General features: G+C 59.7%; 15 protein-coding genes. 10 read left to right on the top strand and 5 right to left on the bottom strand.

Annotated elements, in window-relative coordinates:
- Positions 1-3 precede the first annotated feature (3 nt).
- From istB to ACWHXD_RS13785, 4 genes are all read right to left on the bottom strand, one after another.
- Complete coding sequence (gene istB / locus ACWHXD_RS13800; protein WP_064491510.1) at positions 4-744, bottom strand: IS21-like element helper ATPase IstB; 741 nt, start codon at positions 742-744, stop codon at positions 4-6.
- A complete protein-coding gene (gene istA / locus ACWHXD_RS13795; protein ID WP_081273177.1) occupies positions 741-2,261 on the bottom strand; it encodes an IS21 family transposase in 1,521 nt (506 codons plus the stop codon). Before istA ends, istB begins: the two co-directional genes overlap by 4 nt.
- A gap of 115 nt (positions 2,262-2,376) precedes the next feature.
- Positions 2,377-2,544: a hypothetical protein gene (locus ACWHXD_RS13790; protein WP_499084124.1), complete on the bottom strand. Its 168-nt coding sequence runs from the start codon at positions 2,542-2,544 to the stop codon at positions 2,377-2,379.
- Between the two features lie 109 nt (positions 2,545-2,653).
- Positions 2,654-3,637 (bottom strand): 5'-nucleotidase, encoded by a 984-nt coding sequence (locus ACWHXD_RS13785; RefSeq protein ID WP_192901664.1) that lies wholly within the window; start codon positions 3,635-3,637, stop codon positions 2,654-2,656.
- A gap of 303 nt (positions 3,638-3,940) precedes the next feature.
- Between ACWHXD_RS13785 and ACWHXD_RS13780 the strand changes: the two genes are divergently transcribed.
- Both ACWHXD_RS13780 and ACWHXD_RS13775 read left to right on the top strand, forming a co-directional pair.
- Positions 3,941-4,231: a type II toxin-antitoxin system ParD family antitoxin gene (locus ACWHXD_RS13780; protein WP_032891975.1), complete on the top strand. Its 291-nt coding sequence runs from the start codon at positions 3,941-3,943 to the stop codon at positions 4,229-4,231.
- 2 nt (positions 4,232-4,233) lie between these two features.
- Complete coding sequence (locus tag ACWHXD_RS13775) at positions 4,234-4,590, top strand: type II toxin-antitoxin system RelE/ParE family toxin (RefSeq protein WP_032891976.1); 357 nt, start codon at positions 4,234-4,236, stop codon at positions 4,588-4,590.
- Between the two features lie 281 nt (positions 4,591-4,871).
- Here the strand turns inward: ACWHXD_RS13775 and ACWHXD_RS13770 are convergent, their stop codons facing one another.
- A complete protein-coding gene (locus tag ACWHXD_RS13770) occupies positions 4,872-5,807 on the bottom strand; it encodes an AraC-like ligand-binding domain-containing protein (protein ID WP_138763027.1) in 936 nt (311 codons plus the stop codon).
- Positions 5,808-6,642: 835 nt separating this feature from the next.
- Between ACWHXD_RS13770 and oxdA the strand changes: the two genes are divergently transcribed.
- The 8 genes from oxdA to ACWHXD_RS13730 all read left to right on the top strand — a co-directional run bounded on the left by oxdA (position 6,643) and on the right by ACWHXD_RS13730 (position 15,231).
- On the top strand, positions 6,643-7,701 hold the full coding sequence (gene oxdA, locus ACWHXD_RS13765; RefSeq protein WP_138763028.1) for an aliphatic aldoxime dehydratase: 1,059 nt from the start codon (positions 6,643-6,645) through the stop codon (positions 7,699-7,701).
- 82 nt (positions 7,702-7,783) lie between these two features.
- On the top strand, positions 7,784-8,650 hold the full coding sequence (locus ACWHXD_RS13760) for a transporter (RefSeq protein WP_138763029.1): 867 nt from the start codon (positions 7,784-7,786) through the stop codon (positions 8,648-8,650).
- Positions 8,651-8,819: 169 nt separating this feature from the next.
- Complete coding sequence (locus ACWHXD_RS13755) at positions 8,820-10,334, top strand: amidase (protein WP_138763030.1); 1,515 nt, start codon at positions 8,820-8,822, stop codon at positions 10,332-10,334.
- A gap of 75 nt (positions 10,335-10,409) precedes the next feature.
- Positions 10,410-11,003, top strand: a complete 594-nt coding sequence (nthA, locus tag ACWHXD_RS13750; protein WP_138763031.1) for a nitrile hydratase subunit alpha — start codon at positions 10,410-10,412, stop codon at positions 11,001-11,003.
- Positions 11,004-11,044: 41 nt separating this feature from the next.
- Positions 11,045-11,701 (top strand): nitrile hydratase subunit beta, encoded by a 657-nt coding sequence (nthB, locus tag ACWHXD_RS13745; RefSeq protein ID WP_138763032.1) that lies wholly within the window; start codon positions 11,045-11,047, stop codon positions 11,699-11,701.
- On the top strand, positions 11,698-12,951 hold the full coding sequence (locus tag ACWHXD_RS13740; protein ID WP_138763033.1) for a GTP-binding protein: 1,254 nt from the start codon (positions 11,698-11,700) through the stop codon (positions 12,949-12,951). Before nthB ends, ACWHXD_RS13740 begins: the two co-directional genes overlap by 4 nt.
- 61 nt (positions 12,952-13,012) lie before the next feature.
- On the top strand, positions 13,013-14,653 hold the full coding sequence (locus ACWHXD_RS13735; protein ID WP_138763034.1) for an AMP-binding protein: 1,641 nt from the start codon (positions 13,013-13,015) through the stop codon (positions 14,651-14,653).
- A complete protein-coding gene (locus ACWHXD_RS13730) occupies positions 14,650-15,231 on the top strand; it encodes a TetR/AcrR family transcriptional regulator (protein WP_032891985.1) in 582 nt (193 codons plus the stop codon). The genes ACWHXD_RS13735 and ACWHXD_RS13730 overlap by 4 nt, the downstream gene beginning before the upstream one ends.
- Positions 15,232-15,732 lie beyond the last annotated feature (501 nt).

Genomic DNA, 15,732 nt, shown 5'->3' with positions numbered 1-15,732 from the left:
CCGCTAACCGCCGGTTTTCTGCTTCAAACGATAGCTCTCACCTCCCAGCATAAAGATGTGTGAATGGTGGATCACGCGGTCGATGATGGGCACGGCCACGTTGTCGTCATGGAAGAACTCGCCCCAGCTGGTGAAGTCCTTGTTGGTGGTCAGGATGACCGAGCGGTACTCGTACAGGTTGTTGATTAACTGGAACAGGTTGTACCGGGCTTGGCGCGTCATCGGCAGGTAGCCCAGCTCATCGATGATCAGCACGTCGTATTTGCTCAGCTGATTAAGGCGCTTCTTCAGCTCGCCCTTCATTTCCGCCAGCTCCAGATCCTCGACCAACGCCAGAGCCGTGCGGAACAGCACCTTGTAGCCCGCCTGAACCGCCTTGTGGCCAATCCCAATGGCCAAGTGGGTCTTGCCCACACCCGGTGGTCCGATGAACACCAGGTTGTCGCGGTTGTCGATAAAGCTGAAGTCCAGCAAGGTGCTGACCTGGCGCTTGGTGATGGTGGTCTGGTGCCGGTAATCGAAGGCCTCCAGATGCTTCTCCGAGGGGAACTGCGCCTGCTTGAGGTTGCGGCTTACGCGGCTACTGGAGCGGGCGTTAAGCTCATGCTCGACCAGTGACTGGGCGAAGCTCAGGTAGGACAGTTCATTGGCTTCGGCTCTGGCCAGCAGGGTGGCCAGCTCACCCGCGGTCGCGCTGAGGCGCAGGCTTCGGTACTGCGCGATAGTGCTGTCGAGCAGGCTCATTGGGTCACCCCGTGGCCAGTCGACTGGCCAATGCGGGCATAAGCGTTCAGGTCGGCGTGACTAACCTGGCTACCGGCCTCTGGCGCATAGTCATGGTCGCCGATGATCCGGCCCCGCGCCTTGGCTTGCTGCCATGCTTCGAGGTAGCGCTTGAGCCCGGTGGCGGTCAGTTCACTGCGCTCGCACAACTCGCCGAGCAACGCCGTATCAACCGGCGCATGGGCCATGAGCAGGTCGCGTGCAGCAACCAGCTGATCCTTGTAGATACGCGGCGAAGTACGCTTGAGCAGTTGGCACAGGGTTGCCCCAAGGGCATCGGGCAGGATCGAGTCGATGCCGCGCTCCAGGTCGGTAATGCGCTGGGCATGGTCTCGGTAATGGTTGTTGTTCTTGATCATCCGGCCCTTGGCCTTGCACAGGTCATGGGTGGCTATGAGTTCACCGCTCTCCAGGTCATGGATCAGCAACTGGTTGTCCTGTGCGCTGACACCGACACGGGCTTGCTGCCAGGCCATGGGTACCGAGTACTTGTTGGCCTGCCATGAGATCAAGCCGGTCTTGTCGACCTTGCGGGTCTCCCTTGTCGGCGCCACGTGCAGCAGGTTCTGCGGGACGAGATAGGGCTTGAGCTGACTACGCTCCAGTGCCTCGAAATGCGCTCTTGGATGCTGCCCCGTCGTGCCGTGCACGCGTGCGTTGGCGACAGTCTCGAGCCAATCATTCAGGTGCTGTCGGACGGCGGCCTCGTCCTGGAAGTGCTCGCCGTAGAAGCAGTCACGCTTGACGTACTTGACCCCGGCCTCCACCTTGCCCTTGCTCTCCGGGTCATAGCCCTCGCAGGCATGGATGCGGTACCCGACGGTAGTCGCATACTGGTGGAAGCGCTGGTTCAGCGTCAGCTCACGGTACTGCTCGTTGATCACCACCATCTTGGTCTGATCGTAGATGCACTCCTCGGTGACGCCGCCGAAGTAGCGGAAGGCCTCGTCGTGCATCTGGATAAACCGTTCGGTATCCAGCGGCCGGAAGTTCAGACCGACATACATCAGCCGTGAACAGGACAGCACAAACACCACAAAATGAACGACACGCTCCAGGCCGCCAATCATGACGCCTCGCAGCTCACCGGGGTCGACCTGACACTGCACGCCAGGCACTGACTCAACGACCGGCTCGTAATAGCGCAACTGGCCACTGGCAACCTGCTGCTTGAGCGCTTGCACATAGCGGCGAATGCTCCGGTCTGACACCGCCAGCTCGGTGGTGCGCTCCCTCAGGCGACGGGCCAGCTTGACTGCGCTCAGGGCTGGAAACTGACCCAACTGATTAATCAGATAATCGCGGTGCTCGTCGAGCACCTTGGTGCGTGAAGGGTCAGCAATGGTAGCGCTGATCTGCATCTCATCCAGGTGGAGATACTTGCGTACGGTGTTCCGGGAAATCCCCAGCTCACGACTGATGGCACGGACCGACAGGCCTCGGCCCTGGTCATACAACCCCTTGATCTTGTGAATCACAACCCACTCCTTCAATGATCTGTCCCCGGCCTGTGCATAAGGCGGGTGACGCTACATGGTCGGTGGCCAATGCCACTATGGGTGGGTCAAAATTGTTGGCCAGAGGTGGGTCAGTTTAATTGGCCATTAACAGGCATACGCGGTCTGACGTGAAGCAATGGCACAGCCGCACGTTCTTCGTTTCGCCCGTGGCATTGACCGCATCGAACACTTCCCGGACAGCCAGCCGCCGAGTCTGCAGCTTGAGAAAACCCGCCAGCCAGATTTGCTGATAACGTTTCATTTGGTCTTCAGTCAGCGGTGAAAGCTGGCTCCGCGCTTATCGCTTGAGGATTCTTCGCAGCACAGAACCGATACGAACGCCTGTGACACTGCTCGCTCAAGCCTGCGTGTTACACCTCCTGCCGGACCTGATCCGCTTCAGATTCCAGCGCAACCACTGTCGCACCATGGTTGGTAATGCCGAAAGGAATGTGCACAGATGGCGCAACTGCGCTAGTCGATTGTAGGTGCCCAGATTGATCATCAAAGAAGATGTGCGGTTTCAATACACCTAAAATCCTGCCTTTCTCAATGCCACCCAGAAAGAACGCGTCGTTAGCCATGACACCCCAACTCTTGAGTGTATTCATCGCACGCTCATGAGACGGAGCATTGCGGGCTGTGACGATCGAGACGCGTATGCGGTTTTCGTATTCAGGATTGAGCTTTTTGTGCTTCTCCTCGACCGACTGGATTTTGGATATCCGCACCATGAATTCCTTCAGCGGCCCAGGGTTATGGGGCTGCATGACGTTTTTCACTTCGTGCGCATGGAACTCAGACAATCCAGAGGCCTGCATGATTGTTTCGGACTCATCGCCGGCAAGCACGCCGTCAAAGTCGAATGCGATGCGTAGGGTTTTATCAGTCTCGTCGTCTTCAAATTTTGAATCGAGAACCTGGCCAGCCGGGTACCCGGCCCTGATAGCTGCTTCCACGTCTTTTTTGTCACCCGACAAAAATAAAGCGATATTCAGTGCTGGTATGTATTCATAAGGAGATTTTCCCTGCATGAAAATCGCCCTTGTCATCCCAAGCCCGTAGTGCTCGATAGTCTTCAGTACGCGCAGGCCAGTGTCGGGATCATTACGCGAAAGAAGTATTACCTCGACGAGCGGATCCGTAGGATCGACGCTAAGGTCATTCACTGACAGTAAGCGCTTGATGAAGGGGAACGCTATCCCCTTAGGAAGCGGGACGTGAAGATTTTTTTGCTGAAACTTGCGGTATTCCTCCTCCCCCTGACGCTGAAACACTGCGTCCGATGCCAGCAAATCAAACACAGCGCTGGAAGCGACGCCGATCACTAGGCGATTTTCTAACTCGTAGGGCATTGGAACCTCTCTTGATGCCTCTAAACGCAAATATTGATGGGCATCGAACATGCCGATCGATTTCAGGGCGGATCGAGAAGCACACATCGCGCGCCTCCTCCCACGCACAGTCAGGCATATCAATCTTCAAATCAATCTGCCGGTTGCTTTCATTATGGGAAGATGACTTTGAACCTTGATGATTGGCGCCGAGTCAGCCGTCACCTGATCGCCGGATGTCGGCCCCAAGCTATTCTCCTGAGCGAAATTGGCATAATATGCCAACATCAAAAGTACTTGTTTTGCATAGAACTGGAGCTAGTTATGGCGACGCGAAACGTTGTACTCACCCCTCACCAGGAACAGGTTATCCATGACTTGGTACAGTCCGGCCGTTATCAGAATGCCAGCGAAGTGATGCGAGAAGGTTTACGTTTATTGGAGCAGCGCGTCGCCGAAGACACCGCCAAAATTGAGGCACTGCGTCAGGCGACCTCGATCGGCATCATGGATCTTGAGCACGGGCGCTTTACTCAGGTGAACGAGGGTGATCTGGAGCACTACCTCGAGAGCTTGAGCCTGGAGGCAACCCTCCCTGCGAGAGAGAAACACTGAGCATGCCGCAGTATAGGATCTCCAACCCGGCTCGTGCCGACATTGTCGACATCCTTAGGCTCTCCCAGACGCAGTTCGGCGATCAAGCACGCCAGCGCTACCAGGCGCTAATCCTCGCGGCGCTGCAAGCGCTTGCCGACACGCCTTATCGCATTGGCAGCCACGACCGCGATGAACTTGCACCGGGCCTTCGCAGCTATCACCTCATCTATTCACGCCAGCAGACCAAACAACCCCATGGAACAGTCAAAAGCCCACGCCATATCGTGTTCTATCGTGTGACAAACGACGACGTGATCGAGGTCGTCAGACTCCTTCATGACGCCATGGAAGTGCAGTTGCACTTGCCTAACGGTTGATCAGCAACCTGGCCCAACGACCTAACTGGCCAGGAATAGCGAAGTCCGTCGGAGATTGCCATTCGCGATCACCCGTTCACTCGGTACGAATGGGGGCAAAATTGGGGGCAAACAAAAGTTTTATCGACCTAAAAGCATCGTCCTAGAGCCCAGTCAAAATGTTTTTTGGGGATCCGATAGTCTCTAGGCGTAGCTGGTAAAGCTGATCATTCCTGGCTTTTCAGAGGCTCGCTACCCGGCAAAAGCGCCCCTTCTCTCAACGATTTAATACCCCGCCAACCTCAATCCCGGCGCAAAAGCGTATTCGGTGCCACCCCAAACGCCTTGCGAAACGCATGGCTGAAATGCGAAAAATCAGAAAACCCAAAGTCCAGCGCCGCCTCGGACACACTGCGCACCTGGCCCCGCTCGATCGCTTCTCGGCTGGCATTCAGGCGCTCTTTCCAGATCTCTGCAACGGGGGTTTTCTGGTAGCGGGCGAAGGCCCGTGTAACGGTGCGGGTGGATACATTGTGGGCTTTGGCGATGGCTTCGATCGACAGATCCGGCTCGGTCAGGTGGCGTTGAATGTATTGCATGATGCGGCCGTAGAGGTCTATTTCCTGATGGCTGGTTTTCAGGTCCTGGAGTTCCAGGCTGATCACCAGCAGATCAAGCACAGCACTTGAGTAACGATTGGAGATGCGCTCATCCTGCAGCGACGCGGGCGTGCTCGCGGCCTGGTGCAGCATTTCGCGCAAGGGCACTACACCTGGGCGCCGGTCGTCGAGGACCATCGCGGTGTACTCGGCAATACGCGGCAGGCGCTCGGTGAGCAACGCTCTTGGAATACGGATCAAGTGGTTTTCGGTACCACCCAGGCTGAAGCGAAACGCCTGTGTTGCGTCATAAAGAAACAAATTGCCCGTTGCCAGGTTGGCTTTTCTTGAGCCTTGTTCGATTTGCCCATGGCCCTTTCGAGCGAAACCCAACCATAAATCTTCAGCCGGGCCGCTGCGCAGGTGCTGCTCGGAACGCTCCCAGTAATGCAACGGTGACGACAGCGTACAGATGTCCAGCGCACCGACTGTATTAAGGGTGAGCGAGCCATCAAAGCGGCTCTGGGACAAGGGTTTGCTATCGGCCGCCAGGCAATGGCGGCAGACCACTTCTTTCCAATAATCAAACCGACGTGTTGCAGGGACGGCAAGGGTCGAATACTGAGTGTTCGGGTTCATGACGCTGACCTCGACAACGATGCAATAGGCGCGCGAGAAGTTGTAACGAGCGGCCGATTGTCAGCCATCAAAGCAATTAACGCGCCAAATGCAGTGGCAGGCCGGCTTAGGTTGCAGCCAACGGTAACCACGATGCGAAGCGAGCCGCTCTTGCTCTTGATCTGCTTTTGATCTTAGGCGCCCCGTCAAACCACGCTGGCCGGAATTCGACAGGGATTTGGGGGGTAAACCGGCAGGGGGCTCTTTTCCAAAGTGACCCGCCGTCAGGCGGAACCCTAAGCGGCCGTTACCGCAGCAATGGATATGCACACAATCCAACTGTGTTGACCGCCAGGCCGCCTTCGCGAGCAAGCCCGCTCCCACAAGTTTAACCGCGGGGTGTCAGGTAGATAGATATCGACTGGCAAGCCCGCTCCCACAGTTGGCCCGCGTCGCACCGCAGTTGTGGCCCGTTTAAGGGCACAGCACATCACATCATCAGCCCGCGTGCACCAACGCAGACCACAGGTAAACCTCCGTAGCCGGCCTGTCTTTGCCAACCAAGCGGTTGTCTCACCGAACAAAGCGCGCCCTCCTCTGCCGGCCTAATTTCCACCTCACAGCAGCTCATACCCCGCTGATGAGGTACGCCATGCATCGACACTCTTCACCCCGATTGGCTGACTGCTCCTGGCTTCTGCAACGGCGCGATCTCGCACCTGAGGAGTCGGCTTATTGGTTGATTGAATGGGGAACCATGCAGCTGCTGCACCGACGGCAGGCCGCCAAGCGCCCCCTGCCGCCGACGCGCTGACGCCCACCCGTAGGCCTGAACCAAAATAACGAGGACCTCAAGATGGAATCTGCAATCGACACACATCTCAAATGCCCACGCACCCTGTCCCGCCGCGTGCCCGAGGAGTATCAACCGCCGTTCCCGATGTGGGTGGCGCGCGCTGACGAGCAACTGCAACAAGTGGTGATGGCTTATCTGGGCGTGCAATTTCAAGGCGATGCCAAGCACGAGGCTGCTTTGCAGGCGATGCGTCACATCGTCGGCAGTTTCAGCCAGGCCGACGGCCCGCAGAACTACGATTTGACCCAGCACACCGACAGCAGCGGCTTTGATAATCTGATTGTGGTCGGGTACTGGAAAGACCCTGCCGCCCATTGCCGCTGGTTGCGTTCACCCCAGGTGAATGACTGGTGGAGTTCGCCGGATCGCCTGGGTGAAGGCCTGGGTTACTTCCGCGAAATCACCGCGCCGCGTGCCGAGCAGTTCGAGACGCTGTACGCCTTCCAGGAGAACCTGCCGGGTGTTGGCGCAGTTATGGATGCCACCAGTGGCGAGATCGAAGAACACGGCTACTGGGGCTCGATGCGCGACCGTTTCCCCATCTCCCAGACCGACTGGATGAAGCCCACGAGCGAGCTGCAAGTGGTTGCGGGCGACCCGGCCAAGGGCGGACGCGTGGTGGTGCTGGGGCATGACAACCTCACACTGATTCGTTCCGGCCAGGACTGGGCGGATGCCGAGGCAGAGGAACGCTCGCTCTACCTCGACGAAATTTTACCGACGTTGCAGGACGGCATGGACTTCCTGCGGGACAACGGCCAGCCGTTGGGCTGCTACAGCAACAGGTTCGTGCGCAATATCGACCTGGACGGCAACGTGCTCGACCTGAGCTACAACATCGGTCACTGGCGCTCAGTGGAGAAACTCGAACGCTGGGCCGAATCCCACCCGACCCACCTGCGTATTTTCGTGACGTTCTTTCGCGTGGCCGCGGGCTTGAAGAAGTTGAGGCTGTACCACGAGGTGTCCGTGTCCGACGCCAAGAGCCAGGTCTTCGAGTACATCAACTGTCACGCGCAAACCGGCATGTTGCGCGACGCCCTGCCGCCCACAGCCTGAGCGCCCTCGGCGTTTAACCCCCAGCTTCTACCGCCTTGCCACCCTTCACGGGTGGCCCGGTCCCCTGTGCGAGGAATAAACGATGAATAAGATCCGCCTGCTGACCCTCTCCACCCTGTTGCCCGCCCTTCACGCGAACGCGGGTGAAGTCGCGCCTGGCGACTACGAGCAATATCCGGTCGGTGCCACTATCGGGGCGATTTATTACCAGCACGCCACTACGGACTCGGCTTACGCCAACGGCCACAAGGCCAGCTCTGACTTCAGGGTGACCTCCGACGTCGGCATCCTGCGTCTGCTCCATGTGTATGCACTCAGCGACACGGTCACCATCGACCCGCAATTTCTTTTGCCTTTCGGCCACGTCTCCGGCGCAGGTGACGCCTCTTCACTGGGCAGTACTCGCGGCGTGGGCGACTTGATCCTCACCGCGCCGGTGAAATGGCGGTTCAACGAAGCCCGCGACACCCTCAGTATCGCCCCCTATGTGTATGTGCCTTCGGGCACGTATGACAAGGACGACGCGCTCAACCTCGGGGAGAACCGCTGGAAATTCGAACTGCAGAGTGCCTACGTCAAGCACTTCACAGAGAAATGGGCGATGGACCTGGTCGGCGGCGCGACCTGGTATGGCGACAACACCGATTACGGTGCCAATGCCGACCGCCTGAAGCAGGACGTGTCCTACGCCGCGCAGATCATGGGCCGCTACATGCCGGACGCCACCACCACCTTTGGTATTGGCTTTGGGCGCACCTGGGGAGGCGAGACAAACATCGAGCACGTCAATCAGGACAACGAGTTGGGTACCACCAATTTGCGCCTTACCGCCACCAAATTCGTCACCCCCACCGACCAGGTGCAACTGCAATTGGGCAAAGACCTCTCGGTGGACAACGGCACCCGCGAAGACTTCCGCATGAACCTGCGTTACGCGCACATTTTTTAACGCCAGACACTGCGAACGCGCGCCCCTGGCGCCAGGGTGTCCGGCTCAGCCAAGTCGATGTCTTTCTCAACCAAGCCACCGGCTGGATGCGCGGACTATCTTGAGCCCCAGGCCCGCTGATAGTGAGCATGCAGTGCTCTTCGGCCATTTACGATAAGGACAGCCAACCATGGCAATCGCTCGCCCCACCCTTGAACAGCTATTGGCTATTTCGAGCAGCTTGCACATGCAGCTCGATGCGCAGCAAGCCGATGAATACCTGGCGCTTATGCAGGCAAGCTTCGATGCCTATGACCTGGTTGACGAGCTGCCGGACTTCATCCCGCCGGTGCGTTATGAACGCAGCTCAGGCTACCGTCCCTCGGCCGCACACAACCCGCTCAACGCCTGGTACTTCCGCACCGAAGTCAACGGTGCGCGCGAAGGCAAGCTGGCGGGTAAAACGGTCGCCCTCAAGGACAATATTTCGCTGGCTGGCGTGCCCATGATGAATGGTGCCAAGCCGCTTGAAGGCTTCGTCCCTGCATTCGATGCCACCGTCGTCACCCGCTTGCTGGATGCCGGCGCCACCATTCTCGGCAAGGCAACGTGCGAACACTACTGCCTGTCCGGCGGCAGCCACACCTCCGATCCTGCACCGGTGCACAACCCCTATCGCCAAGGGTTTGCCTCGGGTGGTTCGTCTTCCGGCAGCGCAGCGCTGGTCGCTGCCGGCGAGGTCGACCTGGCCGTCGGCGGTGACCAGGGCGGGTCAATCCGCATCCCTTCCGCCTTCTGCGGCACTTACGGCATGAAGCCGACCCACGGCCTGGTGCCCTACACCGGCATCATGGCCATCGAGGCGACTATCGATCACGCCGGCCCCATTACCGCAAACGTACGCGACAACGCCTTGATGCTGGAGGTGATGGCCGGCGCCGATGGGCTTGATCCGCGACAAGCCGCGCCGCAGGTCGACGCTTACAGCGATTACCTGGAGCGCGGTGTCAGCGGGCTGAGGATCGGCATCCTGCGCGAAGGTTTTGAATTGGCCAACCAGGACCCGCGTGTGGCGTCGTGCGTACGCCAGGCCATTGCAGCGTTTGCGCGGCTGGGCGCGCAGATCGAGGAGGTGTCGGTGCCTGAGCACAGCATTGCCGGTTCGCTGTGGCACCCCATCGGCTGCGAAGGCTTGATGATGCAGATGATGCACGGCAATGGGGCCGGCTTTAACTGGCAAGGGCTGTATGACGTCGGCTTGCTGGACCAGCAAGCCGGATGGCGCGCTCAAGCCAATGAGCTATCCGCCTCTCTCAAGCTGTGCATGTTCGTCGGGCAATACGGTCTGGAGCGCTACAACGGGCGGTTCTACGCCAAGGCACAAAACCTCAGGCGCGTGGCACGCGCCGGGTATGACGCCGCGTTGGCGCGCTATGACCTGCTGGTGATGCCCACCGTGCCGATCATCGCCCAGCCCCACCCGCAGCCGGGTTGCTCGGTTACCGAGTACGTCGCCCGTGCGCTGGAAATGATCGGCAATGCCTCCGCCCAGGACATCACCGGCCATCCGGCCATGTCGATTCCCTGCGGCCTGGTAGACGGTCTACCTGTCGGGCTGATGCTGGTTGGCAAGCACTACGCCGAAGGCACGATTTACCAGGCCGCCGCAGCGTTCGAGGCGTCGGTTGATTGGAAAAACGGTTAGCCGGTAATCCCGCGCAGCGCAAAAAGAACAAGCCGCCAGGCGCTGCCCAGAAGCTCAACGATGAGGAGTCAACTTATGAGCGCACATCAAGCAACCACATCAACACCGGGCGAACGCGCGCAAGCGCTACTGCAGGTGCTCAAGCAGAAGGATCTGATCCCCGACGGTTACATCGAACACATGACACAGCTGATGGCGCACCAATGGAGCCCGGAGAACGGAGCTCGGGTGGTGGCCAAGGCCTGGGTAGACCCGCAGTTTCGCGAACTGCTGCTCAAAGACGGCACCGCGGCGTGCGCCCAATTTGGCTATACCGGCCCGCAGGGTGAATACATTGTTGCGCTGCCAGACACGCCCAGCGTGAAAAACGTGATTGTGTGCAGCCTGTGCTCCTGCACCAACTGGCCTGTCCTCGGCTTGCCGCCGGAGTGGTACAAGGGCTTCGAGTTCCGCGCCCGACTGGTGCGCGAAGGGCGCACCGTGCTGCGGGAGCTGGGCACCGAGCTGCCGGCCGACGTCATCGTCAAGGTCTGGGACACCAGCGCCGAAACCCGCTATCTGGTGCTGCCTGTACGGCCCAAGGGCAGCGAAGCCATGGATGAAGAGGCGCTGCGAAAACTGATCACCAAGGATGTGCTTATCGGCGTGGCCCTGCCTTACGTGGCGTAACCGGTGCCCTTTGTTTTTTGCATTTTTCAGAGGTATTCACAATGGATGGCTTTCACGATCTCGGTGGGTTTCAAGGCTTTGGCAAAGTCCCTCACACCATCAACAGCCTGAGCTACCAACCCGTGTTCAAGCAGGACTGGGAGCACCTGGCCTACAGCCTGATGTTTGTCGGCGCCGATCACTTGAAAAAGTTCAGCGTGGACGAAGTGCGCCATGCCGTGGAGCGCCTGGATGTGCGCCAACATGTCGGCACCCAATACTACGAACGCTATGTCATCGCGACCGCCACCCTGCTGGTCGAAACCGGTGTAATCACCCAGGCGGAACTCGATCAGGCCCTGGGCTCGCACTTCAAGCTGGCGAACCCCGCGCATGCCAGTGGGCGCCCAGCAATCACCGGCCGCGCGCCCTTTGAGGTGGGCGACCGGGTGGTGGTGCGAGACGAGTATGTGGCCGGGCATACCCGCATGCCGGCCTATGTGCGCGGCAAAGAAGGCGTGGTTGTGCACCGCACCACGCAAAAGTGGCCCTTCCCCGACGCGATCGGCCACGGTGATCTGAGCGCGGCGCATCAGCCGACCTACCACGTCGAGTTTCGCGTGAAAGAGCTCTGGGGCGACGCAGCAGATGAGGGGTTCGTGGTGGTCGACCTGTTCGAGAGCTACCTGGACCACGCCGAAAGCACGGTGAACGCATGATGGGCGGCGCCCTGACAGGCCGACTGCCGGTGACGGTGCTTTCCGGCTTCCTCGGCGCCGGCAAAACCACCCTGCTCAACCATATCCTGCGCAATCGCGACGGCCTGCGCGTAGCGGTCATCGTCAATGATATGAGCGAGGTCAACATCGATGCCGAGCAGGTGCAGCGCGACGTGGCGCTGCACCGGGGTCGCGATGAGTTGATCGAGATGAGCAATGGCTGCATCTGCTGCACGCTGCGCGCCGATTTGCTCGAGCAGATCAGCGCCCTGGCGCGCCAGCAACGTTTCGACTACTTACTGATCGAGTCCACGGGGATCTCCGAGCCGATGCCGGTAGCCGAGACGTTCGCCTTCCTTGACGCGCAGGGCTTCAGCCTCAGCGAACTGGCGCGGCTCGACACCTTGGTGACGGTGGTCGATGGCAGTCGCTTTGAAGCATTGCTCGAATCGCCGGGCATAGTGGCCCGCGAGGACGCCCCCACGCGCCATCTGACCGACCTGCTGATCGAGCAAGTGGAATACGCCAACGTCATTCTCGTCAACAAACTGGACCTGATCGACGAGCCCGGCTACCAGGCCGTGCACGCGATCCTCGCCGGCCTTAACCCAAGCGCGCGGATCATCCCGATGGCTCAGGGTAACGTGGAGTTATCCGCCATCCTCGGTACTCACCTGTTTGATTTGCCTAGCCTTGCGGCCTCGCCCGGCTGGATGAAAAAAATGCAGGCCGACGACGCGCCGGCCTCTGAATCGGACACCTATGGCGTGACCTCCTGGGTGTACCGCGAGCGTGCCCCGTTTCACCCACAGCGATTACTCGATTTTCTCCAGCAGCCCTGGCACAACGGGCGCCTGTTGCGCAGCAAAGGTTACTTCTGGCTCGCCAGCAGGCACTTGGAAACCGGCCTGCTGGTGCAAAGCGGCAGGCAGTTCCAGTGGGACTACGTCGGGCATTGGTGGAACTTCATCGAGCAGTCGCAATGGCCGCAGGATGAATATCGGTTGCAGAACATCATGGCCAAGTGGGACAGCATTGTCGGCGATTGCCGGCAGGAGCTGGTCTTTATCGGCCAGGGCCTGGACACCCAAGCGCTGCAGCGCGCACTCGACAATTGCCTGCTGAGCGCTCAGGAAATCGCCGCTGGCCCCTCGGCCTGGCAGGCGCTGCCGGGGGCGGCAATCTTTGACTCCCAGGCCTTATCGGCGCCGATGTCGTCCTTGCAGGCTGACCCCATTTTGCCGAGGTAGAGGTGCCCGCGCAACCTGCGTGGGCACAGCACAAATTCCAACAATAATAATCAGGTACGTTATGCGCGATTACGACTCAGCAGTCTCATCCTTCGATTATCTACACCTGGCTGCCCAGGACTTGCACGGCGAACTCGGCGCCTTGAATGCTTGCATTGAATGCTGCGACCGGCACGCCCAGGACAATGCCGTGGCGTTGTATTGCGAAACGCGCGATGGCCGCGCCACGCAGTACACCTTCAGCGAACTGCAGGCGCACGCGGCGCGCTTCGGCAACTTCCTGCGCGCCCATGGCGTGCAGCCGGGGGATCGGGTTGCCGGCCTGATGCCACGCACGGTTGAATTGGTGATTGCCCTCCTGGGAACCTGGCGCATCGGGGCGGTCTACCAACCGCTCTTTACCGCGTTCGGCCCCAAGGCCATTGAACAGCGACTGGACTGTTCCAACGCGCGCTGGATCGTGACCGACGCCCACAACCGTCCCAAGCTGGACGAGCTCCTCGACTGCCCCCGCGTCATCGTGACCGACGCCACCCCACAGCGCCCCAGCGACTACGCGTTTTGGGAGGTGCTGGAGCATCAGCAACCCGACTGCACACCTGAGCTGCTGGACGCCCGTGCGCCGTTCCTGCTGATGTGCACCTCGGGCACCACCGGGCCGGCCAAGCCGCTGGAGGTGCCTTTGAGCGCCATCCTGGCCTTCAAAAGTTATATGCGCGATTCAATCGACCTGCGCGAAGACGACCGTTTCTGGAACCTCGCCGACCCCGGCTGGGCCTATGGCTTGTATTACGCCGTGACCGGGCCACTGGCCTGCGGCCGCGCCACGTTGTTCCATGACGGCCCTTTCACCGTACAAAGCACCAGCCGGATTATCGCCAAGTACGGGATCAGCAACCTGGCCGGCTCGCCTACGGCCTTTCGCCTGCTGATTGATGCCGGGGCGGAGTTCGCCGACGCCGTGCGTGGCCAACTGCGTATCGTCAGCAGCGCCGGCGAACCGCTCAACCCGCAAGTCATCCGTTGGTTCGCCGAACAGCTCGGCGTGGTCATTCACGACCATTACGGCCAAACCGAAATCGGCATGGTGCTGTGCAATCACCATGGGTTACGCCATCGGGTCCGTGAGGGTTCTGCCGGTTATGCGGTGCCGGGGTACCGGATTGTCGTGCTGGACGATGCGCAGCGGGAGTTGCCGACAGGCCAACCGGGCGTCCTCGCGGTGGATCGCGAGCGCTCGCCCCTGTGCTGGTTCAATGGCTACCTTCACATGCCCACCAAGGCGTTTGTGGGCCGTTACTACTTGAGCGGCGATATCGTGGAGCTCAATGAGGACGGCAGTATCAGCTTTGTCGGCCGTAACGACGATGTGATCACCACGTCCGGCTACCGCGTGGGGCCTTTCGATGTAGAGAGCGCGCTTATCGAACACCCGGCAGTGGTCGAAACCGCGGTGATCGGCAAGCCCGACCCGCAACGTACCGAGCTGATCAAAGCGTTTGTCGTGCTCAACCGCGAGTACCTGCCCAGTGTCGAGTTGGCGGAAGTCTTGCGCTTGCATGTCCGACAGCGCCTGGCCGCACATGCGTACCCACGGGAAATCGAGTTCGTTGAGCAACTGCCCAAGACCCCCAGTGGCAAATTGCAGCGGTTCATCCTGCGCAACCAGGAAATTGCCAAGCAGCAGGCACTCGACACATGAGGACGGCTCCCGCGCTCAGCCGCTCGGAGTTCCAGCGCAGAGCCCTGGAGCTGTTCAAGGAGCGTAGCTTCAGCCAGGTCAGCATGCGCGAATTGGCGGCGCATGTCGGCATCAGCCCGGGCGCGATTTATCACCATGTAGAGAGCAAGGAAGCCATGCTGTTTGAGTGGCTGACAGAGCTGTATCAGGCGCTGTTGTCGCACGTCGACCGGATCAACACCCGTAGATTGACGCCCGCGCAACGCCTGGCAAAGCTGATTGAAGGCCACCTTCAATTGCATGAACAGATGACCGGGCACTTCAAGTTGGCGGTCATGGACGCCACTTGCCTGGGCGCGCCGATGCAGGCGAGCGTTGAGCGATTGAGGCTAGCCTACGAGTCGGAACTCATGAAAGTGGTCGGCCAACTGGGCCATCAGCCCGGCGGGCCGTTGCGCGAGGGCGCGCTCACGGCGATTCTGCCCGTACTGAACAGCCTGCCCACATGGCTGAGCCCAAAGATTGATCACCGTCAGCGTCGGCTTATTACAAAGACCATCGCCGATGCGGTCATAAAGGCGATAAATTCCCTGCCATGAGTGACCACACCCAACGGTAACCACGATGCGAAGCGAGCCGCTCTTGATCTTGATCTGCTTGTGATCTTGATCTCAGGCGCCCCGTTAAACCACGCTGGCCGGAATTCGACAGGGATTTGGGGCCCCAAATCACTGGCGGATTACGGGCACACCGAGCCTAAGCGAGGTGCCGAGTGGTGGGGCAAGAGCCCTTTGGTTACTTTGGGCTGGGCCGGCATTCCGGCTCTTTTCCAAAGTGACCCGCCGTCAGGCGGAACCCTAAGTAGCCGTTACCGCAGCAATGGATATGTACACAATCCAACTGTGTTGACTGCCAGGTCGCCTTCGCGGGCAAGCCCGCACAGTGGGATCGTTAGGGTGTCAGGTAGGTAGGCGTCGGCTGTTAGGCCGTCGCGGGAGCAAGCTCCCTCGCCACAGGTTCGGCGTCATCCCGAAGTTGTGTTCATGTCCAGCACCAAGCGCTCTAGAGGCGCTTGACGACTTCACTCGGCTTGCTGAAGC

It is taken from the genome of Pseudomonas fjordensis (assembly GCF_976987115.1).
This window is presented reverse-complemented; position numbering and strand designations above follow the sequence as displayed.